The following is a 19,138-nucleotide window of genomic DNA, read 5'->3' as shown; positions in this document are numbered from 1 at the left end:
GGGCGCAGTCCAGTCGGGTCGAACGTCTGCGCCGCGCCACAGTCAATCGCTTACATCGTTAGGGAATTGTTGCCATGAAGCGTCGTTATAGCTGGCCAATAGGGATTGTTGCCGTCGTCGTTGTGCTGCTGATCGCCCTGCACATCGCCCTGCCCTACGTGGTGCGCGATTATCTGAACGGCAAACTGGCCGACATGGGTGATTACCGCGGCCAGGTCACCGACGTCGATCTGGCCCTGTGGCGTGGTGCCTACCGGATCAATGGCCTGAAAATCGTCAAGGTCGACGGCAAGGTACCGGTGCCGTTCGTCAACGCGCCCGTGATCGATCTGGCGGTCAGCTGGCACTCGCTGTGGTACGACCATGCGGTGGTGGCACAGGTGCAGTTCTTCAATCCCGAGATCAACTTCGTCGATGGCGGCCCCAACAAGCAGAACTCGCAGACCGGTAAAGGCACCGACTGGCGGGCGCAACTGGGCAAGTTGCTGCCGATCACTCTCGACGAGGTGCAGATCCACGACGGCAAGATCACTTTCCGCAATTTCAACTCCAAACCGCCGGTCAATATGAACGCCAGCAACGTCGAGGCGAGCATCTACAACCTGACCAACGTGGTCGACAAACAGGGCAAGCGCGATGCCCGCTTCGAAGGCAAGGCCAAGCTGCTCGGCCACGCCCCCCTGGAAACCACGGCCACTTTCGATCCTCTGAGCAATTTCGAGGACTTCCAGTTCCGCCTGCGTGCCCGCGACATCGAACTCAAGAGCATGAACGACTTCGCCTCGGCCTATGGCAAGTTCGACTTCAACGCCGGGCATGGTGACGTAGTGATCGAAGCCCAGGCGAAAAAAGCCCAAGTCAGCGGCTACATCAAACCGCTGCTGCGCGACGTCGAAGTGTTCAACTGGCAGCAGGACGTGGAGAACAAGGACAAGAGCATCTTTCGCTCCGTCTGGGAGGCCATCGTCGGCGGCACGGAAACCGTGCTGAAGAACCAGGCCAAAAATCAGTTCGCCACCAAGGTCGAACTCAGTGGCAACGTGCATCAGCAAAACATCAGCGCGTTCGAAGCGTTTTTGCAGATTTTGCGCAATGGCTTCATTCAGGCTTTCAATGCGCGGTATGAGCGGCCGAAGCCGGATGCGGGCTAATTCTTACGATTAACGACATATCGACCAGATTCTTCAGCCGCCAGCGTGGACTTTTGCTGCAATGAGTCCCAACCAAGACAAGCCAAGGCTAATGACCTTGGCACCGCCTCCCGCCCATTACTGTATCGGCTGATGCTGCGGGCACTGACACCCAGCGCCTCGGCTGCCTGATTCAGTGAGAGTCCGGTACGTGCACGCCAATCGATGAAAATCCGAGTGTTTTCATCGACAGTGTTTTGGGCCAGCGCATCCATATAAAGCGTGTCTGCGCCAATCTGTATATCGGGCTCAAGCCATTCGACCGTCCAGCCATTGTCGTCAAGGGTCGCAGCCGCAAACACTTCGGGATCAAGCAATGGTTGCAGACCTGGATAAGCGTGGATGTCTCGGCTCAGGTCAAGGGTCAGATCCTGACCATCAATAAAGGTCAGTTTCAATCGAAAACCTGACAGTGCCTGCACAGCCGTCAGACGAGGCCTTTTCATGGGTAACATCGTTTCCAGTCCTCCAGCAGTTGCACTTGATGAGCCGCAACCCAAGCCAGCGCTTCCTTGATAATCAGCGGCGGTGCCTTGCCCGTCATGACTTCGACGGTTTCAAGGCTCAGCATCACGTCCACTCCGCCACCGATCAAGTGGACATGGGGTGGCGGGTGATCCTTCTCACGTAACTGAATGCGGTATTTGTCGCGAAATCGGTATTTAGTCGTCATGCCCGACAGGCTATCGCCAAATCGGCGATACCTGAATACTGGCCTCTGGCCGAAACCGAGTCAACATGTGACGCTCCATTCAGAGACTGAATAAGCCGTCTGCGTTCACAGTCGACCGGGCTGCGCGTTATAGTCGGGGCATCCGATTTTTTCGCCCCCGCCCTGCTCGCGCAGGTCGGCGTTACCGTTCGAGGATTAGCAGATGAAGTTCGAAGGCACCCAGGCCTACGTCGCCACCGATGACCTGAAGCTGGCGGTCAATGCCGCCATCACCCTGGAGCGGCCACTGCTGGTCAAGGGCGAACCCGGCACCGGCAAGACCATGCTCGCCGAGCAACTGGCCGAATCGTTCGGCGCCAAGCTGATCACCTGGCACATCAAGTCCACCACCAAGGCCCATCAGGGCCTGTACGAGTACGATGCGGTCAGCCGTCTGCGCGACTCGCAACTGGGCAACGAAAAAGTCCACGACGTGCGCAACTACCTGAAGAAGGGCAAGCTCTGGGAGGCATTCGAGTCAGAGGAGCGGGTGATTCTGCTGATCGACGAAATCGACAAGGCCGACATCGAGTTCCCCAACGACTTGCTGCAAGAACTCGACAAGATGGAGTTCTACGTTTACGAGATCGACGAGACCATCAAGGCCAAGAAACGTCCGATCATCATCATTACCTCGAACAACGAGAAAGAGCTGCCGGACGCCTTCCTGCGCCGCTGCTTCTTCCACTACATCGCCTTCCCGGATCGCAGCACCCTGCAGAAAATCGTCGACGTGCACTACCCGGACATCAAGAAGGACCTGGTCAGCGAAGCGCTGGACGTGTTCTTCGACGTGCGCAAGGTGCCGGGCCTGAAGAAGAAGCCGTCGACCTCGGAACTGGTCGACTGGCTGAAGCTGCTGATGGCCGACAACATCGGCGAAGCGGTGTTGCGCGAGCGCGATCCGACCAAGGCCATTCCGCCGCTGGCCGGTGCGTTGGTGAAGAACGAGCAGGACGTGCAGTTGCTTGAGCGCCTGGCGTTCATGAGCCGTCGCGGTTCTCGCTAAGAGGCTGATGCCATGTTGCTCAACCTGTTCAATGAAATGCGTGCCGCCAAGGTGCCGGTGTCGGTGCGCGAGCTGCTCGACCTGATCAACGCGCTGAAGCAGCGCGTGACCTTTGCCGACATGGACGAGTTCTACTACTTGTCGCGGGCGATTCTGGTCAAGGACGAACGGCATTTCGACAAGTTCGACCGCGCGTTTGGCGCCTACTTCAACGGACTGGAAAAACTCGACGATCACTTGCAGGCGCTGATTCCCGAAGATTGGTTGCGCAAGGAATTCGAGCGTTCGCTGACCGACGAGGAACGCGCGCAGATCCAGTCCCTCGGCGGCCTGGACAAACTGATCGAAGAATTCAAGAAACGTCTGGAAGAACAGAAGGAACGCCACGCCGGCGGCAACAAATGGATCGGCACCGGCGGCACCAGCCCGTTCGGCTCCGGGGGTTCAACCCGGAAGGCATCCGCGTCGGCGACGCCGGCAAGCGTCAGGGCAAAGCGGTCAAGGTCTGGGATCAGCGCGAGTACAAGAACCTCGACGATTCGGTGGAGCTGGGCACGCGCAACATCAAGGTTGCTTTGCGGCGTCTGCGTAAATTCGCCCGGCAGGGTGCGGCGGAAGAGCTGGATATCGACGGCACCATCGACCACACCGCCAAGGACGCTGGCCTGCTGAATATCCAGATGCGCCCGGAACGGCGCAACACGGTGAAGTTGTTGCTGCTGTTCGACATCGGCGGCTCGATGGATGCGCACGTGAAAATCTGCGAGGAACTGTTCTCGGCCTGCAAAACCGAGTTCAAGCATCTGGAGTACTTCTACTTCCACAACTTCATTTATGAGTCGGTGTGGAAGAACAACATGCGCCGCACGTCCGAGCGCTTCTCGACGCAGGATTTGCTGCACAAGTACGGTGCCGACTACAAAGTGATCTTCATCGGCGACGCCGCCATGGCGCCCTACGAAATCACCCAGGCCGGCGGCAGCGTCGAGCACTGGAACGAAGAGCCGGGCTACCTGTGGATGCAGCGCTTCATGGAGAAGTACAAGAAGCTCATCTGGATCAATCCGTATCCGAAGGACACCTGGGGCTATACCTCGTCGACCAATATCGTGCGTGATTTGATCGAAGATCAGATGTATCCGCTGACCCTGCGCGGGTTGGAAGAAGGGATGCGGTTTTTGTCCAAATAAAAAGCCAAAGATCGCAGCCTTCGGCAGCTCCTACAGAAAATTTCGCGTTTCCATGTAGGAGCTGCCGCAGGCTGCGATCTTTTGCTCTTCAATCAAAGCGCTGCAAATACTCGACATGCTCCCGGTGCGCCACCTCCTGCACCACCGGCCTTAACTGCACCTGCGCCCCCGGCAGACACTGCGCCAGCCGCGCCAACGCCAACGGCGTCAACGCGCCCAACCGTGGATAGCCGCCAATGGTCTGCCGATCATTGAGTAACACGATCGGCTGCCCGTCCGGCGGCACCTGCACCGCGCCCAGCGGAATGCCCTCGGAAATCATCGGCCGGCCCTGATACTGCAACGCCTTGCCCAACAGTCGAATGCCCATGCGGTCAGCGCGACTGTCCAGCGTCCATGGACTGTTGAACACATCGAACAGACTCTGCCCGCTGAACTGACCGATCTGTGCACCGAGCACCAGATCCAGCGGCGCATTGAGGCGCAGATCAGGTCGATGCGCCAGCGGCACTTCACGCACCTGCAGAACCGCACCGCGATAACTCAATGTCGCGCCCTTGGTCAGCGGTAACCCCATACCATCCAATCCACCGAGTTCTTCACGCACCACCGTGGCACTGCTGCCCAGCACCTGCGGCGCGTCGAAACCACCGGGCGCCGCCAGGTAAGCCCGGGCACCGAGCAACGGTTGTGTGAACCTCAATGTCTGGCCCTTGCCCAGTTTGAAACTGCGCCACGGCGCCAGCGCCTGCCCATCGATCTGCGCACCAAGATCCGCCCCGGCCAGCGCCAGCAGGCAATCTTCCTGCGCCACCACGGCAAACCCGCCGAGGGTGATTTCGATCACCGGCAGATCCAGCGCATTGCCGAGCAACCAATTGCCCCAACTCATCGAACTCCAATCTGCGGCACCGCCCTGGGTCACGCCCAAATGGCGCACGCCAAAACGCCCGGCGTCTTGCAGCAAACACAGTGGCGTACTGGCTTCAATCGTCAGTCGGCTCATGCCAGCGCCTCCAGTGGCGTGTCATCGCCGCCCAAGTTGACGAACTCGGCGTGGCTCACCGCTTCGAAACGCACGGTGTCGCCGGGCTGCATCAGGCTATAGCCGTCGCGATGACGGTCGAACAGTTTCGCCGGGGTGCGACCGATCAGATTCCAGCCGCCGGGGGACACCACCGGATAAGCGGCGGTCTGCCGCTCGGCGATACCGACGCTGCCAGCCGCGACTTTCTTGCGTGGGGTGTCCAGACGGGGCGCTGCCAGTACCTCCTCCACCAGCCCCATGAAGGCAAATCCCGGCGCGAAGCCGAGGGCGAATACCTGATATTCGCGAGCGCTGTGACGGCGGATCACCTCCTCCACCGCCAACCCGCTGCGCTGCGCCAGCAGGCTCAGTTCAGGGCCGACTCTCAAGTCGTACCAGACCGGCAACACATGGCACTGGCCGCTGGTGCGCGCATTCGGCGACAGGTCGATCAACGCTTCAGTGATCAATTCACGGGCCTGGCCCGGATTCAATAATGTCAGGTCGTAATGCACCATCAGCGTGGTGTAGGACGGCACCAGGTCGATCAACTGCGCGCCAAACACCGCGCGTAAGCGCTCACTGGCGGCGAGCATCCACTGCATGTTGGTTTCGGCGATTTCATCGAACAGGCGCAGCATCAGGCAGTCCAGGGCCACCACTTCAATCCTTGGGTTCATGGCGCGCTCTGCTGATTCAGGGCCTCGCGAATGCGCTGCACGGCGGCCACCGAACTGGCGTTGTCGCCATGCACGCACAAGGTGTTGGCCTGCAGGTGCAGCGCGCTGCCGTCACTGGCGACGAGGTCACCGCCACGGGCGATGGTCAGGGCCTGTTCGATGATTTTTTCTGGCTCGTGATGCACCGCACCCGGCAGTTGCCGCGAAACCAGTCGCCCTGCGCTGTCGTAGGCACGATCAGCGAAGGCTTCGAACCACAGGGTCACGCCGTATTCGTCACCGAGCTGCTGCGCCGCCGAATTGTCGCGGGTGGCCATCAGCATCAACGGCAAGCTGCGATCGTAAGCCGCCACGGCCTGAATCACCGCCCGCAACTGTGCCGGGTTGGCCATCATGTCGTTGTACATCGCGCCGTGGGGTTTGACGTAGCTGACTCGCCCACCCTGCGCGCGGCAAATGCCGTCGAGCGCGCCGATCTGGTAATGCAGGATGTCTTGCAGTTCCTCGACGGAATAGGCCATGGAGCGCCGGCCGAAACCGACCAGATCCTGATAGGCCGGGTGCGCGCCGATCTGCACGCCGTGGCTCAGGGCCAGGCTGACGGTCTTGCGCATGATGCTTGGGTCGCCGGCGTGGAACCCGCAGGCAACGTTGGCGCAGTCGATGAAGGGCATGACCTCGGCGTCCAGACCCATGGTCCAGCTGCCGAAACTCTCGCCGATGTCGCAATTCAATAGCAGGCGGCTCACGGTGAACACTCCTGTAGCTTCTTGTCTTTTTATCTGTAGGACGCTTGCCCGGCAGGTTATCAGTTACTGTGCATCCAGTTGCTTGCCACGGGTCTCCGGCAGGCTCAACGCCGCAAGAATCACCACGCCGTAGGACACCGCAGCAAACGCACCGATACCCACGCTCAACGGGACTTTCTGGCTGAGCAGGCCAATCAACAGCGGAAACAATGCCGCCAGCGCCCGACCGATGTTGTAGCAGAAGCCCTGCCCCGAGCCGCGAATCCGCGTCGGAAACAGCTCGGTGAGAAACGCGCCCATGCCGCTGAAAATCCCCGAGGCAAAGAAGCCCAGCGGAAAGCCCAGCCACAGCATCACGCCGTTGCTCACCGGCATCTGCGTGTACAGCAGAACGATGGTGAACGAACCGACCGCGAACAGAATGAAGTTCTTTTTCCGTCCCAGCAGATCGGTCAGATAGGCGCTGATCACATAGCCGACGTAGGACCCGACGATCACCATCGCCAGATACCCGCCAGTGCCGAGCACACTCAAGCCGCGCTCGTTCTTCAGGAAGGTCGGCAGCCACGAGGTGATCGCGTAGTAACCGCCGAGCGCACCGGTAGTCAGTAGTGACGCACGGAACGTGGTGAACAGCATGCCCGGGGCGAAGATCTCGTAGAACTTCGCCGGATTCTGCGGAGTTTGCGCCGCCTTGGCTTCGCGATAGATCTCCGGGTCTTTCACCAGCCGCCGCACGAAGATCACGAAAATTGCCGGGACGATGCCGAGAATGAACAGCGCACGCCAGGCATCCTCCGGCGGCAACACCGAGAACAGCAGCGCATAGAGAATCGCCGTCAGCCCCCAGCCCAAGGCCCAACCGCTCTGCACCATGCCCACCGCTTTGCCGCGATCCTTGGCGCGGATCACTTCACCGATCAGCACCGCGCCGGCAGTCCACTCGCCGCCGAAACCGAAGCCCATCAGGGTACGGGCGATCAGCAGCTGTTCGTAGTTCTGCGCAAAACCGCAGAGGAACGTGAAGAAGGCGAACCACAGCACCGTCAGTTGCAGAGTGCGCACGCGGCCGATGCGGTCGGAGAGAATCCCCGCCACCCAGCCACCAATGGCCGAAGCGATCAGGGTGCTGGTGTGAATCAGCCCGGCCTGTCCGGTGGTGATGCCCCACATGGCGATCAGGGTCGGTACCACGAAGCTGAGCATCTGCGTGTCCATGCCATCCAGGCCATAGCCGATCTTGCAGCTCCAGAAGGTGCGACGCTCTTGCTGATTGATGTTGCGATACCAGTCGAACGGGCCGGGGCGGGCCGTGCTCTTGGGGAGGTCGAGGGTGTCGGGCGCACGCATGGCAAGTCTCCGCAGGCTTTTATTGGTCTTGTTCGAAGTTCCGACGACGCCTATCGTGGGAACCGGATGCGCCGATTTTTCGTCGCCCGGCCCTGCTGCGTCCAACGAATAAAAACCCGCCTTAGGCATAAGAAAAATTTGTCACCCGAGCCGTTGCCATGAACCTGAAGTTTCTCGAGACCTTTGTCTGGGTCGCCCGGCTGAAGAGTTTTCGCCTGACCGCCGACAAGCTGTTCACCACTCAGGCGTCGATTTCCAGCCGCATCGCGGTGCTCGAAGGCGAGCTGGGGGTGAAGCTGTTTCTGCGCGATTCACGCGGTGTCAGCCTGACACCCGAAGGCCTGAAAGTGCTGGACTATGCCGAGCAGATGCTCGATACGATGTCGGCGCTCAAGCAATCGATCGAGACCCGTTCGAGCAAGGTCGGACGGGTGCGCATCGGCGTGATGGACACGGTGATCCACACCTGGCTCAGCCCCTTGGTGGCGCAGATGACCGATCTGTATCCACGGGTAGAAATCGAGCTGGTGGCGGATACCTCGCTGAATCTCTGCGATCAGCTGCAAAAAGGCTTTCTCGACATCGTTCTGCAAACCGATCTGGTGCGCCACGAAAGCGTGCGCAGCCTCGAGCTGGCCAGCCATCCGCTGGGCTGGATCGTTGCGAGCAATTCGATCTACAACCGCGAGTACGCCGACCTCGGCGAACTGGCGCAGGAACGAATCATCACCTACTCGAAAAACTCCCGACCGCATCAGGATCTGCTGGCATTGATGCAGGCCAACGGTGTGTTGGCGCCGCGCCTGAACTGCGTGAATTCGGTGTCGGCGATTACCCGGTTGTTGCGCGATGGCTTTGGTATTGGCGTGCTGCCGCCGGTGCTGGTGGCCGAGGAACTGGCGCGGGGTGAACTGACCTTGCTCGACATCGACCAGCGACCGCCGAATCTGCAGGTGGTGGTGTCGTGGCGGGTTGGCGTTGAGTGGGTCGAGGAGATGGTGACGTTGTGTCAGCAGGTGCTGGAGGGGTATGCGCGCAAGGTCGGTGAAAAGTACATCACCTTGAGTTCCTGACACCCTGTGGCGAGGGAGCTTGCTCCCGCTGGACTGCGAAGCAGGCCCAAAACCAGACATACCAATCATTCAGGACAATTGAGTTCAAAGGTTTACGACTGCTGCGCAGCCGGGCGGGAGCAAGCTCCCTCGCCACAAGTATTTGGCCAGACTTACAACCCGCGCACGTCGCGGTCTTCAATCGGCCGGCTCTGGCGCAAGCGCCGGCCGCCGAGCACCACCCAGTCAATCAGACGAATCAGGCACTCGATGCCGAACGACAGCAGCAACGCGCCGCTCATGCCCCAGATCATCGCTTCCGGGGTCAGCAGGATCTGGTAGCTGTAGCCGTTCCAGGTTTCCTTGCGAATGTCCGGGTCGGCGGCCAGCACCACTTGCAGGAAGCGGATGTACCACGGGCCCTGCATCGCCTGGAACTGTTTATCCAGCGCAACCTGGCGGTTGAGCAAGGTGCTCAGGCTGTCGGCATCGCTGCGAAATACCGGGTCGTCACTGGCGCGGTAATGCGCGACCAGCGCTTGCAAGTCGCCCTTGAAGAACTGCTCGGCGGTGCCCTGAAATCCGCGCAGAGCGGTCTGCGCTTCGATCAGATGGGCTTCGACGCGTTTGGCGTAATCGTTGATGAAACCCGGCACCTGGACACCGATCAACAGGCCCGCCGCAAACAACACCAGCCGTAGATAACTGAGCAACATCGAGGAGAGATCCTTTATTCGGTCGTGCCCTGGCTGACGCATTCGCCGCGTCGCCACAGGCTCCATTGGCCCGGTTGGTAACGGGTCCAGGTTTCGTTTTCGGTCAAAGGCTCGGTAGCGATCACCGTGACTACGTCGTTGGGCGTGGTTTCCGCCTGGAAATCGACGATCACATCGACATCCTTGAGCCGCGCCGGGCCGAACGGTGCGCGCCGGGTGATCTGTGCCAGTTTGGTCGAGCAATAGCAGAACAGCCAGTCGCCGTCGCTGAGCAGGCAGTTGAACACGCCTTTGCTGCGGTATTCGGCACACGCGGCGACCAGATCCGGCAGCAGCACTTCTATATCGACCGGTTCGGGGAAGGCTGCACGCACGCGGTTGAGCAGATCGCAGAACGCCGCTTCGCTGTCGGTATCGCCCACCGGGCGGTAGAAACTCTTGATCGGGGTGAAATCGGCGAGCTGGCCGTTGTGCGCAAAACACCAGTTGCGCCCCCACAGTTCGCGGACGAACGGGTGGGTGTTGGACAGGCAGACCTTGCCGACATTGGCCTGGCGAATATGGCCGATGACCACCTCGCTCTTGATCGGATAGCGCTGGACCAGGTTGGCGACTTCCGACTCACTGCTCGCGGCCGGATCCTGAAACAGGCGCAAGCCACGACCTTCATAGAAGGCGATGCCCCAACCGTCGCGGTGCGGGCCGGTACGCCCGCCGCGCTGCATCAGGCCGGTGAAGCTGAACACGATATCTGTCGGCACGTTGGCACTCATGCCCAGTAGTTCACACATGTGCTGACTCTCGTGGTTACAGACGCGGCTCGACGCGCATGCGCTGCGGATTGTTCGGCACCGGCGGGCGACCGTAGCGGTCATCACCGGCAGCGCCGAACGGCTGATCGTCGTCGCGATCATCGGCACGCGCCGCCGCTTTGGCGGCCTCGGCCTGCTCGCGTCGGGCGCGCGAGGCGCGTTCGATCGGGAAGCGGATCAGCACGAAAATCAGGTAGATGCCGAACGCAATCATGCCGTACATGAACAGATCGGAAATCGCCCGCCAGGCGTTGTTGCCGACCTTGAAGGCCAGATCCAGCGCGGTGATGGCGATCGACGGCGCGACCTTGGCTTTCACCGGGTCAATGATGGTCGGGCTGAACAGCAACACTGCCATCAGCACCCGCAGCGGCTCGCGCAGCCAGCGCCACATCCAGCGGGTCAGGCGCATCCATACCAACAGGCAGCCCACAGCGGCAAAGGCGTAGAGGCCCCAGGCGATCAGATAGTCGTTCTCGGTCATGGTGTCCATGGCAAGGCAGGCAAAGAGGCGCTTATAGTAACGACTTTTCGCCCGTCAGGCTTGTCCCAATGCCAGACGGCCCGCAGCATACCCTGTGGGAGTGAGCCTGCTCGCGAAAGCGCCGGGTCAGTGAAACAAATGTCATCTGACAGAACGCTTTCGCGAGCAGGCTCGCTCCCACAGGGGCTGAGGCGGTTTCAACAACCGCGAACACCATTATTCCGAATACTGTCCGAGAGCCTTCCATGCCCGAATCCGCCCACGTCATCCGCGCCCCGATCGCCCGCAAGGCTGCCGGTGCTGACCCGTATGCCTGGCTGCAGGAACGCGACACCGACGCGGTGCTCGACTACCTCAAGGCCGAAAACGCCTATCAGGAAGCACAGACCGCCGATCAGGCCGTCCTGCGCGAGAGCCTGTTCGAAGAGATCAAGGGCCGGATCCTCGAAACCGACCTGTCCCTGCCCTCGCCCTGGGGCCCGTACCTGTATTACACGCGCACCACGGCGGGTGACGAATACGCCCGCCATTACCGTTGCCCGCGTCCGGCCGACGACAGCCTGACCCTCGACGAAAGCCGCGAGCAACTGCTGCTCGACCCGAACGTGCTGGCCAATGGCGGTTTCTTCTCGCTCGGCGCGTTCAGCATCAGCCCGGACCACCAGCGTCTAGCCTACAGCGTCGACGCCTCGGGCGACGAGATCTACACGCTGTTCGTCAAGGAACTGGCCAATGACAAGGTCAGCGAACTGGAATTTCAGGACTGCGACGGCAGCATGACCTGGGCCAACGACAGCCTGACGCTGTTCTTCGGCGTGCTCGACGACACTCACCGCCCGCACAAGCTGTTTCGCTATCGCCTCGATGGCACCGCTGCCGAAGAGGTATTCCACGAGCCGGACGGACGCTTCTTCCTGCATTGCTACCGCTCCAGTTCCGAGCAGCAATTGCTGCTGACCCTGGGCAGCAAAACCACCAGCGAAGTCTGGGCGCTGGACGCGCATCAGCCGCACCTGCCCTTCACTTGCCTGGCGCCACGGGTCGAGGATCACGAATACGATGTCGACCACGGCGCGCTGGATGGCGTGTGGACCTGGTTCTTCCGCACCAACCGTGACGGCATCAATTTCGCCCTGTATCAGGCGCCGGACACCGGTGTGGTACCGAGCGAAGCCGACTGGCAGAACCTGATCCCGCACAGCGACACGGTGATGCTTGACGGCGTGACGCTGAACACCGCGGCCATGACCCTGAGCCTGCGCGAAGGCGGTTTGCCGATCATCGAAGTTCACCCGCAAGGCCAGACGCCGTATCGCGTGCAATTGCCGGACGCGGCTTACAGCCTCTACGTGCAGAACAGTCTGGAGTTCGAGAGCGACCGCATTCGTCTGCGTTACGAGGCGTTGAACCGTCCGGCGCAGGTGCGCCAATTGCTGCTGGCCAGCGGCGAGCAAACCGTCCTGAAGGAAACCCCGGTGCTCGGCCCGTTCGATGCCGACGCCTACGTCAGTCAGCGCCTGTGGGCCACCGCGCCGGACGGTACGCAGGTGCCGATCAGTCTGGTGATGAAACGCGAAATGGTCGGCAAACCGGTGCCGCTGTATCTGTACGGTTATGGCGCCTACGGCTCCAGCCTCGACCCGTGGTTCTCCCACGCACGCCTGAGCCTGCTGGATCGCGGCATGGCCTTCGCCATCGCCCACGTGCGTGGCGGCGGTGAGCTGGGCGAGGCGTGGTATCGCGCCGGCAAGCAGGAACACAAGCACAACACCTTCAGCGACTTCATTGCCTGCGCCGAATTCCTGATCCTCAACGGCATCACCACCGCCGAGAAACTGGCAATCAGCGGCGGCAGCGCTGGCGGCTTGTTGATTGGTGCGGTGCTGAACCAGCGTCCGGATCTGTTCGGCGTGGCGATTGCCGAAGTGCCGTTCGTCGACGTACTCAACACCATGCTCGATCCGGACTTGCCGCTGACCGTCACCGAGTACGACGAGTGGGGCAACCCCGAAGAGCCGGACGTCTACGAGCGGATCAAGGCCTACGCACCGTACGAAAACGTCACCGCGCAGGATTATCCGGCAACCCTGGTGATCGCCGGCTACAACGACAGTCGCGTGCAGTACTGGGAAGCGGCCAAATGGGTGGCGAAACTGCGCGCGACCAAGACCGACGACAACCTGCTGCTGCTCAAGACCGAACTCGGTGCCGGGCATGGCGGAATGAGCGGGCGTTATCAGGGATTACGTGACGTAGCGCTCGAATATGCATTTGTGTTCAAGGTTTTGGGCCTGGCCTGAGGAACTCCGTCGGTCACTTGGGTCTTAACTCCAGACCCAAAGGGCCGATACACCACAGATCCCTGTAGGAGCTGCCGCAGGCTGCGATCTTTTGATCTTGTCTTTCAAAATCAAAAGATCGCAGCCTTCGGCAGCTCCTACAGGGGACCGTGTAGTGCCTTGAAAATGTGAAAACAAAAAGACCGCAATGACATGTCAGAACCCACCCTGCTGAACAACGAAATTCGCGACTGGCTGATGGATTGTGGCCTGTTCGATCAATTGCAACTGGCGGACTTCGCCGCGGCCTCGGGCTACTTCAGCATCAGCACCGTGGCTGAGGGCGAAGCAATTTTCCGTGAGGGCGATGCCGGCAGTTTCATGTGCATCCTCCACACCGGTCAGGTCGCCGTACAGAAGACGGGCCCCGACGGCCAGGTCATCACCATGGCCACCCTGCGCAGCGGGCGGGCGTTTGGCGAAATGGCCGTGCTCGATGGTGAGCGCCGCTCGGCGACCTGCATCGCGGCGAGCAACTGCCAACTGCTCAACCTGGGCAAGGACTCGCTGGAAAAAATGCTCAACGACACGCCGAAGATCGCCGCGAAAATCATCCGTGCCCTCGCCGTGTCCCTCTCCAAACGTCTGCGCATGGCCGACGGCCAACTGGCGGCGCAACAGGTTTAACCGCCGGGGGATTTGACCTTGGTGCCGCTCGGCTCGATGCCCGGCACCGGTTGATCCTTGCTCGGCGGGCTGGGCATTTCGATCGGCACCAGCGGCGGGCTGCCACTGCCGGCACCGGCCTTCGGTGCGCTGATCGGGGTGATTTGCGGATACGGGGTCGGCGTGGCGGTTCCCGGCGAGCCGGGTTGCGGCGTCGGGCTGACCGGAATGGTCTGCTGCGCCTGCACTGCAGTAATCGAGAGCGCGGCCAGGGCAATGACCGTTAGAATGGTGCGCTTCATCAAGGGCTCCGTTTGGCCTTTAGTCTGCGCTCAGGCTACTCCCAACGGGCCTGCTTGCCTTCCCCCTTGTAGAGATTTCCATGAAACGTTTCGTTCTGCTCGACACCACGCCGATCCCTGACAACGGCGGTGCCCTGTGCCTGTTCGAGTATGGCGAGGATTTCGTCATCAAGATCCAGGGTGGCGACGGCGGGCAATTGATGAACACGCGCATGCACGGTTCGGAAGATGCGCTGGCCGAGATCCCTTGCCGCAAGGTCGCCGGCCGGCCGAATTCGCGAGTATTGATTGGCGGTCTGGGCATGGGTTTCACTCTCGCCTCGGCGCTCAAGCATCTGGGCAAGGGTGCCGAAGTGGTGGTCGCCGAACTGGTGCCCGGCGTGGTCGAGTGGAACCGTGGGCCGCTCGGTGAAAAATCCGGGCGACCGTTGCTCGACCCGCGCACGGTGATCCGTCTGGACGACGTGGCCAAGGTCCTGCAAAGCGAGCCGAACGGCTTCGACGCGATCATGCTCGACGTCGACAACGGCCCCGAAGGCCTGACCCAGAAGGCCAACAGCTGGCTGTACTCCGCCGCTGGCCTCAACGCCTGCGCCAAGGCCCTTCGGCCCAAGGGCGTGCTGGCGGTGTGGTCGGCCAGCGCTGACCGGCAGTTTTCCGACAAATTGAAGAAGGCCGGTTTCAAGGCCGAAGAGGTCCAGGTCTTCGCTCACGGCAACAAGGGCACCCGCCACACGATCTGGATTGCCGAGAAGCTCAAGGGCTGAGCTAAACTCTGCACATAACCGTCATCAGTCTTTTTACAAAGGTGAACCCATGAGTTCGTCCACCCCGACCAACACGTCGAAGCTCGATCGCATCCTTGCCGACAACCAGCGCGACAAGGAAATGGGCTACCGCGACAAGGCCCTGAAAATGTACCCGCACGTCTGCGGCCGCTGCGCCCGTGAGTTTTCCGGCAAGCGCCTGAGCGAACTGACCGTGCACCACCGCGACCACAACCACGACAACAACCCGCAGGACGGCTCGAACTGGGAGCTGTTGTGCCTGTACTGCCACGACAACGAACACTCGCGCTACACCGACCAGCAATACTTCGGCGACGGCTCGCTGAGCACGCCGAAAATCGCCAAGGCCACGCATAACCCGTTTGCTGCCCTCGCCGGGCTGATGAAAAAAGAAGATTAAAAGCAAAAGATCGCAGCCTTCGGCAGCTCCTACAGGGTGTACGCCATTCAATTGTAGGAGCTGCCGAAGGCTGCGATCTTTTGATCTTATCCTCGTATAATCGCCCTCTTTTTCCCGAAGGCACCCCGCTCGTGGCAGACAAACGTTACAGCTGCATTGGTTTGTACAACCCCAAATCACCGGAGAACGTCGGTTCGGTGATGCGCGCCGCAGGCTGTTACGGCGTGGCGTCGGTGTTCTACACCGGCAAGCGCTATGAGCGCGCCGCCGATTTCGTCACCGACACCAAGCGCGTGCACTACGACATTCCGCTGATCGGCATCGACGACCTGAAAAAGATCCTCCCGCTCAACTGCGTCCCGGTCGCCGTGGAACTGGTCGAAGGCGCCCGCCCGCTGCCCGAATACACCCATCCGGATCGCGCCCTTTACATCTTCGGCCCGGAAGACGGCTCGCTGGATAAAGAGATCCGCGACTGGTGCGAAGACGTCGTGTACATCCCGACCACCGGCTGCATGAACCTCGCCGCCACGGTCAACGTCGTGCTCTACGACCGCATGGCCAAGGGCCTGAATACCCGCTCCGGGCCGAAATTCCGCTGAAACGTCGCACATTCGATGGAACGAGCCGGCCGCTGCGGCAGTCAGCTTATCTATCTATTGCACATTGCCTGGGAGACAGATCATGACCGAACTCAAACGCGTCCAACGTATCGATTCCACCCCGTTCCAGAGCCCGACCGAGCAGAACGTCCAGGGCTGGGAGCGCATCGGCTCGCTGGCCGGTGGCGTGATCATGGTCGGCAAGGGCCTGCGCCGTGGCGGCGTGTTCGGTCTGATTCAGGTGGCAATTGGCGGCGTGGCGATGGCCCGTGGCATCACTGGGCACAGCTCGGTGAAAAGCCTGCTGGAAAAAAGCCGTCAAGATATCAACAACGTGCGGGCGAAGATCGAGCGCGCCGGTGAAGAACTGAGTCAGCTCAAGGCCAATGCCGAGGCGGCGACCAGCACTGCCACCGTGACCGGCAATGATTCGGTGAAATCGCCGAAGGCCGGGGTTTAAAAACAAAAGATCGCAGCCTGCGGCAGCTCCTGCATGTGGAATGCGTTTCCCCTGTAGGAGCTGCCGCAGGCTGCGATCTTTTGATCTTTATTGCAGTAACTCGGTATCAAGGACTTTAGAGGTCTCGCCGAGCACGCTCTCAGCCAGTTGCACAAACTCTTTAGTACTCACCGTCCCCAAATGCATCGCCCCGCGCAACACATCATCCAGCGAACGTTTGTTGCGCGTCTTCAGACGAATCTCGCGATCCAGTTCCTGCAAGACAATTACCGCTTTTGCAAGCTGCGCCGGACTGATCTGTTCGCCGCGCAGGGTCGTGACTTTCTGACTGTCCCGGGTCAACTTCGCCTGCAACGCCTGATAGCGCTCATCGCTCATGCCCCCGGCGCGCCGCAGCAGTTCGATCGCGTAGTACTCGGCAAAGCCTTCGCTGATCCAGTCGCTGCGCTGCTTGTCATTGATCCGCCCGAACACCTGCGCCAGCTCACGTACCAGCGCACTGCTGCCGCTCTCGCTGACCAGCGGCAAACGCGTATTCAGGTAAATTGACTCATGCGCACCGAGGCTGCCGCGCCACATCGGGTCGTTGGCGCCGACAATCAGCAGTTTTTTCGGATGCCGGGGATAGACCGCTTGCACCTGCGGCCAGACGAACGTCAGCAAGGTCAGCACATCCATGCGACGCATGCCCTGCCCTTGCGGTGAGGCCACGGTGACTTCGGTTTCGCCCAGGCGCGTGCGGCGGCTGCCGAGATGACCGGCGAGCATCCAGCCGGTCGGGCGATCGAACAGGCGTGAGGGATTGTCGATGCGGAATTTGTTCTTGCCGATGCGCGGCCAGGCGGTTTCGACGCTTTTCCAGCCTTCAGGCAATTCGAATTGCAGGCGCGCGACCAGTTCGGTGCCGTCCTGTTGATCGAGTTTTGCAGGAGGCACCAATTCGTCGCCACGCATCAACGCCCAACTCGGCGTCATGCGCGTGTCGAACGTGCCGCTCTTACGGCCGTGGCTGATGCGTACGCGGTAAGTCAGGCTGGCCTTTTCGCTCGCAGGTCGCCACACGCCACGGGCTTGTTTACCCGGGGTCAGCAGCCATTGGCCGTCGGCCTTGAAGTCGCTGTAGTGGCTGCCGTCGCCGAGGTCGAAGTCGAGGCTGCGCACCGCTTCGCCTTTGGCCAGGGTCAGGCGTACTTCGGCCTGATCGCTTTGCGGCAACAGGCGCACGTGGTAATCCAGATCGACTTTCTTTGCCGCCCACACTGGCGCGCTTAGCGCCAGCAAGCCGATCAGCGATGCCCGCAGCAATCCCCCAGCCATACACACTCCTTGTTGAATCCTGGAAACCCTGGGTACTTAACCGGCGCGGAAAATCAGGTGATCTTCCCAGTCGTCTTCCGGCACGCTGCCTTCGGCGAGCATGCGCCCGGACTGGGAAATCCGTTCGTGATGCACGGCGTCACGGTCGCCGCATACCAAGTGGTGCCACAGCGGCAGATCCTTGCCCTCGCTGACCAACCGGTAACCGCAGGTCGGCGGCAGCCATTTGAATTCTTCGGCCTGGCCCGGAGTGAGCTGGATACAGTCCGGGACAAACTTGATGCGATTCGGGTAGTCGCTGCACTGGCAGGTCTTCAGGTCCAGCAGTTTGCAGGCGATGCGCGTGTAATAGACGCTGTTGTCTTCTTCATCTTCGAGTTTCTGCAGGCAGCACAGACCGCAGCCGTCGCACAGCGATTCCCATTCCTCGTGATCCAGTTGCTCGAGGGTTTTGCGTTTCCAGAACGGTTCGACTTTGGCGGCCATGGCTCAAGCATCAACATCAGGTGGTGAAAAGGCCGCCAGTCTAGTGCCCAAGACCTTTCGGGCCAAGCGCTGGCGACTGTCGGTAAATCGCGCTTGTCAGCCGAATCGCCGCCCAGTAGGGTTTTGCCACGAATTCATGACTCAAACACAGCAAGGAATCTTTCGATGAGTGCCAACCCTCGCGTTGCCGATTACGCCATTCACCCGCAGTTCACCGACCGCTGGTCGCCCCGCGCCTTCACCGGCGAAGCGATTCCGGAAGAAACCCTGCTGAGCTTTTTCGAAGCCGCACGCTGGGCGCCGTCGGCGTACAACTCGCAGCCATGGCGCTTTCTGTATGCGCGCCGTGACACGCCGAACTGGGAGCGCTTCCTGGGCCTGCTGAATGAATTCAACCGCAGTTGGGCGCAACACGCTTCGGCGCTGGTGATCGTGATTTCGAAAACCACCTTCACCGCCCCCGGTGCCAGCGAAGAAACCCCGGCGCTGTGGCACACCTTCGACACCGGTTCGGCCTGGGGCCACCTGGCGCTGCAAGCGAGCATCAGCGGCTGGCACACCCACGGCATGGCCGGTTTCGATCAGGAGCTGGCCCGCAAGGAGCTGAATATTCCTGAAGGTTATGCACTGCATGCGGCGGTCGCTGTCGGCAAGCTGGGTGACAAGGCAACTCTGGCCGAGTATCTGCAGGCCCGTGAAGAGCCGAGCCCGCGTCGTCCGCTGAGCGAGCTGGCCGCAGAAGGCAACTTCACCCTCTAAGCCAGCACAAAAACAAATGTGGGAGCGAGCCTGCTCGCGAAAGCGGTGTGTCAGACAACGATGATGTTGGCTGACACTCCCCCTTCGCGAGCAGGCTCGCTCCCACAG

22 protein-coding genes and 1 pseudogene are annotated in these 19,138 nt (G+C 60.9%); 11 read left to right on the top strand and 12 right to left on the bottom strand.

Translation table 11 applies throughout. The features are described from left to right. The first annotated feature begins 74 nt into the window (after positions 1-74). Positions 75-1,151 (top strand): DUF748 domain-containing protein, encoded by a 1,077-nt coding sequence (locus LOY52_RS07005; RefSeq protein WP_258678891.1) that lies wholly within the window; start codon positions 75-77, stop codon positions 1,149-1,151. Here the strand turns inward: LOY52_RS07005 and LOY52_RS07000 are convergent. Together LOY52_RS07000 and LOY52_RS06995 are read right to left on the bottom strand one after the other, a co-directional pair. After that, positions 1,148-1,645 (bottom strand): helix-turn-helix domain-containing protein, encoded by a 498-nt coding sequence (locus tag LOY52_RS07000; RefSeq protein WP_041070304.1) that lies wholly within the window; start codon positions 1,643-1,645, stop codon positions 1,148-1,150. The genes LOY52_RS07005 and LOY52_RS07000 overlap by 4 nt on opposite strands. After that, a complete protein-coding gene (locus LOY52_RS06995; protein ID WP_097086717.1) occupies positions 1,633-1,863 on the bottom strand; it encodes a DUF4160 domain-containing protein in 231 nt (76 codons plus the stop codon). Before LOY52_RS06995 ends, LOY52_RS07000 begins: the two co-directional genes overlap by 13 nt. Positions 1,864-2,065: 202 nt before the next feature. Here LOY52_RS06995 and LOY52_RS06990 point away from each other — a divergent pair, with 202 nt between their 5' ends. Both LOY52_RS06990 and LOY52_RS06985 read left to right on the top strand, forming a co-directional pair. Then, complete coding sequence (locus LOY52_RS06990; RefSeq protein ID WP_003222636.1) at positions 2,066-2,911, top strand: MoxR family ATPase; 846 nt, start codon at positions 2,066-2,068, stop codon at positions 2,909-2,911. 12 nt (positions 2,912-2,923) lie between these two features. Beyond that, positions 2,924-4,101: pseudogene (locus tag LOY52_RS06985) on the top strand (vWA domain-containing protein). Between the two features lie 88 nt (positions 4,102-4,189). Here the strand turns inward: LOY52_RS06985 and LOY52_RS06980 are convergent. From LOY52_RS06980 to LOY52_RS06965, 4 genes are all read right to left on the bottom strand, one after another. Next, positions 4,190-5,107 carry a biotin-dependent carboxyltransferase family protein gene (locus tag LOY52_RS06980; RefSeq protein ID WP_258678890.1) on the bottom strand — a complete coding sequence of 306 codons (918 nt, stop codon included), beginning with the start codon at positions 5,105-5,107 and terminating at the stop codon, positions 4,190-4,192. After that, positions 5,104-5,808, bottom strand: coding sequence for a 5-oxoprolinase subunit PxpB (gene pxpB / locus LOY52_RS06975; protein ID WP_258678889.1), 705 nt, complete (start codon positions 5,806-5,808; stop codon positions 5,104-5,106). Before pxpB ends, LOY52_RS06980 begins: the two co-directional genes overlap by 4 nt. After that, positions 5,805-6,557 carry a 5-oxoprolinase subunit PxpA gene (locus LOY52_RS06970; protein WP_258678888.1) on the bottom strand — a complete coding sequence of 251 codons (753 nt, stop codon included), beginning with the start codon at positions 6,555-6,557 and terminating at the stop codon, positions 5,805-5,807. The genes pxpB and LOY52_RS06970 overlap by 4 nt, the downstream gene beginning before the upstream one ends. A 63-nt stretch (positions 6,558-6,620) precedes the next feature. Then, positions 6,621-7,907, bottom strand: a complete 1,287-nt coding sequence (locus LOY52_RS06965; RefSeq protein WP_007969604.1) for an MFS transporter — start codon at positions 7,905-7,907, stop codon at positions 6,621-6,623. A gap of 158 nt (positions 7,908-8,065) precedes the next feature. Between LOY52_RS06965 and LOY52_RS06960 the strand changes: the two genes are divergently transcribed. Continuing rightward, positions 8,066-8,980, top strand: a complete 915-nt coding sequence (locus LOY52_RS06960) for a LysR family transcriptional regulator (protein WP_202369410.1) — start codon at positions 8,066-8,068, stop codon at positions 8,978-8,980. A gap of 152 nt (positions 8,981-9,132) precedes the next feature. On the opposite strand, the gene LOY52_RS06955 is transcribed toward LOY52_RS06960, so the two are convergent. The 3 genes from LOY52_RS06955 to LOY52_RS06945 are packed head-to-tail and all read right to left on the bottom strand — an operon-like array spanning position 9,133 to position 10,980. After that, complete coding sequence (locus LOY52_RS06955) at positions 9,133-9,675, bottom strand: DUF2937 family protein (RefSeq protein WP_258678887.1); 543 nt, start codon at positions 9,673-9,675, stop codon at positions 9,133-9,135. Positions 9,676-9,689: 14 nt separating this feature from the next. Further along, positions 9,690-10,466, bottom strand: a complete 777-nt coding sequence (locus tag LOY52_RS06950; protein ID WP_007969599.1) for a class II glutamine amidotransferase — start codon at positions 10,464-10,466, stop codon at positions 9,690-9,692. A 16-nt stretch (positions 10,467-10,482) separates the two neighbouring features. Further along, positions 10,483-10,980 (bottom strand): hypothetical protein, encoded by a 498-nt coding sequence (locus LOY52_RS06945; protein WP_064586450.1) that lies wholly within the window; start codon positions 10,978-10,980, stop codon positions 10,483-10,485. Between the two features lie 236 nt (positions 10,981-11,216). On the opposite strand from LOY52_RS06945, the gene LOY52_RS06940 reads away from it, so the two are divergent. Both LOY52_RS06940 and LOY52_RS06935 read left to right on the top strand, forming a co-directional pair. Further along, the gene (locus LOY52_RS06940) at positions 11,217-13,271 is read left to right on the top strand and encodes a S9 family peptidase (protein ID WP_258678886.1); all 2,055 of its coding nucleotides are present in this window, start codon (positions 11,217-11,219) and stop codon (positions 13,269-13,271) included. Between the two features lie 192 nt (positions 13,272-13,463). Beyond that, positions 13,464-13,937 carry a cyclic nucleotide-binding domain-containing protein gene (locus LOY52_RS06935; RefSeq protein WP_258678885.1) on the top strand — a complete coding sequence of 158 codons (474 nt, stop codon included), beginning with the start codon at positions 13,464-13,466 and terminating at the stop codon, positions 13,935-13,937. On the opposite strand, the gene LOY52_RS06930 is transcribed toward LOY52_RS06935, so the two are convergent. Beyond that, complete coding sequence (locus LOY52_RS06930; protein WP_003222617.1) at positions 13,934-14,218, bottom strand: hypothetical protein; 285 nt, start codon at positions 14,216-14,218, stop codon at positions 13,934-13,936. The genes LOY52_RS06935 and LOY52_RS06930 overlap by 4 nt on opposite strands. Positions 14,219-14,298: 80 nt before the next feature. Here LOY52_RS06930 and LOY52_RS06925 point away from each other — a divergent pair, with 80 nt between their 5' ends. The 4 genes from LOY52_RS06925 to LOY52_RS06910 all read left to right on the top strand — a co-directional run bounded on the left by LOY52_RS06925 (position 14,299) and on the right by LOY52_RS06910 (position 16,468). Next, a complete protein-coding gene (locus tag LOY52_RS06925; RefSeq protein WP_258678884.1) occupies positions 14,299-14,985 on the top strand; it encodes a spermidine synthase in 687 nt (228 codons plus the stop codon). 49 nt (positions 14,986-15,034) lie between these two features. Then, positions 15,035-15,406, top strand: a complete 372-nt coding sequence (locus tag LOY52_RS06920; RefSeq protein ID WP_003222612.1) for a YajD family HNH nuclease — start codon at positions 15,035-15,037, stop codon at positions 15,404-15,406. Between the two features lie 131 nt (positions 15,407-15,537). Beyond that, positions 15,538-16,008, top strand: a complete 471-nt coding sequence (locus LOY52_RS06915; RefSeq protein ID WP_007911337.1) for an RNA methyltransferase — start codon at positions 15,538-15,540, stop codon at positions 16,006-16,008. Between the two features lie 82 nt (positions 16,009-16,090). Continuing rightward, positions 16,091-16,468: a DUF2892 domain-containing protein gene (locus LOY52_RS06910; RefSeq protein WP_047598116.1), complete on the top strand. Its 378-nt coding sequence runs from the start codon at positions 16,091-16,093 to the stop codon at positions 16,466-16,468. Between the two features lie 87 nt (positions 16,469-16,555). Here the strand turns inward: LOY52_RS06910 and LOY52_RS06905 are convergent, their stop codons facing one another. Both LOY52_RS06905 and LOY52_RS06900 read right to left on the bottom strand, forming a co-directional pair. After that, a complete protein-coding gene (locus tag LOY52_RS06905; RefSeq protein WP_258678883.1) occupies positions 16,556-17,785 on the bottom strand; it encodes a hypothetical protein in 1,230 nt (409 codons plus the stop codon). Positions 17,786-17,821: 36 nt separating this feature from the next. Beyond that, positions 17,822-18,271: a YcgN family cysteine cluster protein gene (locus tag LOY52_RS06900; RefSeq protein ID WP_027614519.1), complete on the bottom strand. Its 450-nt coding sequence runs from the start codon at positions 18,269-18,271 to the stop codon at positions 17,822-17,824. A 165-nt stretch (positions 18,272-18,436) separates the two neighbouring features. Here LOY52_RS06900 and LOY52_RS06895 point away from each other — a divergent pair, with 165 nt between their 5' ends. After that, positions 18,437-19,030, top strand: a complete 594-nt coding sequence (locus LOY52_RS06895; protein ID WP_041070340.1) for a nitroreductase family protein — start codon at positions 18,437-18,439, stop codon at positions 19,028-19,030. Positions 19,031-19,138: the final 108 nt, after the last annotated feature.

Origin of the sequence: Pseudomonas sp. B21-051 (assembly GCF_024748795.1) — a bacterium.
Lineage (GTDB): Bacteria > Pseudomonadota > Gammaproteobacteria > Pseudomonadales > Pseudomonadaceae > Aquipseudomonas > Aquipseudomonas putida_A.
This window is presented reverse-complemented; position numbering and strand designations above follow the sequence as displayed.

Excerpts from the sequence above, each read along its gene's own strand:
- LOY52_RS07005 (WP_258678891.1), top strand. The coding sequence starts at position 75 with ATGAAGCGTCGTTATAGCTGGCCAATAGGGATTGTTGCCGTCGTCGTT.
- LOY52_RS07000 (WP_041070304.1), bottom strand. The coding sequence starts at position 1,645 with ATGTTACCCATGAAAAGGCCTCGTCTGACGGCTGTGCAGGCACTGTCA.
- LOY52_RS06995 (WP_097086717.1), bottom strand. The coding sequence starts at position 1,863 with ATGACGACTAAATACCGATTTCGCGACAAATACCGCATTCAGTTACGT.
- LOY52_RS06990 (WP_003222636.1), top strand. The coding sequence starts at position 2,066 with ATGAAGTTCGAAGGCACCCAGGCCTACGTCGCCACCGATGACCTGAAG.
- LOY52_RS06980 (WP_258678890.1), bottom strand. The coding sequence starts at position 5,107 with ATGAGCCGACTGACGATTGAAGCCAGTACGCCACTGTGTTTGCTGCAA.
- pxpB (WP_258678889.1), bottom strand. The coding sequence starts at position 5,808 with ATGAACCCAAGGATTGAAGTGGTGGCCCTGGACTGCCTGATGCTGCGC.
- LOY52_RS06965 (WP_007969604.1), bottom strand. The coding sequence starts at position 7,907 with ATGCGTGCGCCCGACACCCTCGACCTCCCCAAGAGCACGGCCCGCCCC.
- LOY52_RS06960 (WP_202369410.1), top strand. The coding sequence starts at position 8,066 with ATGAACCTGAAGTTTCTCGAGACCTTTGTCTGGGTCGCCCGGCTGAAG.
- LOY52_RS06955 (WP_258678887.1), bottom strand. The coding sequence starts at position 9,675 with ATGTTGCTCAGTTATCTACGGCTGGTGTTGTTTGCGGCGGGCCTGTTG.
- LOY52_RS06950 (WP_007969599.1), bottom strand. The coding sequence starts at position 10,466 with ATGTGTGAACTACTGGGCATGAGTGCCAACGTGCCGACAGATATCGTG.
- LOY52_RS06945 (WP_064586450.1), bottom strand. The coding sequence starts at position 10,980 with ATGGACACCATGACCGAGAACGACTATCTGATCGCCTGGGGCCTCTAC.
- LOY52_RS06940 (WP_258678886.1), top strand. The coding sequence starts at position 11,217 with ATGCCCGAATCCGCCCACGTCATCCGCGCCCCGATCGCCCGCAAGGCT.
- LOY52_RS06935 (WP_258678885.1), top strand. The coding sequence starts at position 13,464 with ATGTCAGAACCCACCCTGCTGAACAACGAAATTCGCGACTGGCTGATG.
- LOY52_RS06930 (WP_003222617.1), bottom strand. The coding sequence starts at position 14,218 with ATGAAGCGCACCATTCTAACGGTCATTGCCCTGGCCGCGCTCTCGATT.
- LOY52_RS06925 (WP_258678884.1), top strand. The coding sequence starts at position 14,299 with ATGAAACGTTTCGTTCTGCTCGACACCACGCCGATCCCTGACAACGGC.
- LOY52_RS06920 (WP_003222612.1), top strand. The coding sequence starts at position 15,035 with ATGAGTTCGTCCACCCCGACCAACACGTCGAAGCTCGATCGCATCCTT.
- LOY52_RS06910 (WP_047598116.1), top strand. The coding sequence starts at position 16,091 with ATGACCGAACTCAAACGCGTCCAACGTATCGATTCCACCCCGTTCCAG.
- LOY52_RS06905 (WP_258678883.1), bottom strand. The coding sequence starts at position 17,785 with ATGGCTGGGGGATTGCTGCGGGCATCGCTGATCGGCTTGCTGGCGCTA.
- LOY52_RS06900 (WP_027614519.1), bottom strand. The coding sequence starts at position 18,271 with ATGGCCGCCAAAGTCGAACCGTTCTGGAAACGCAAAACCCTCGAGCAA.
- LOY52_RS06895 (WP_041070340.1), top strand. The coding sequence starts at position 18,437 with ATGAGTGCCAACCCTCGCGTTGCCGATTACGCCATTCACCCGCAGTTC.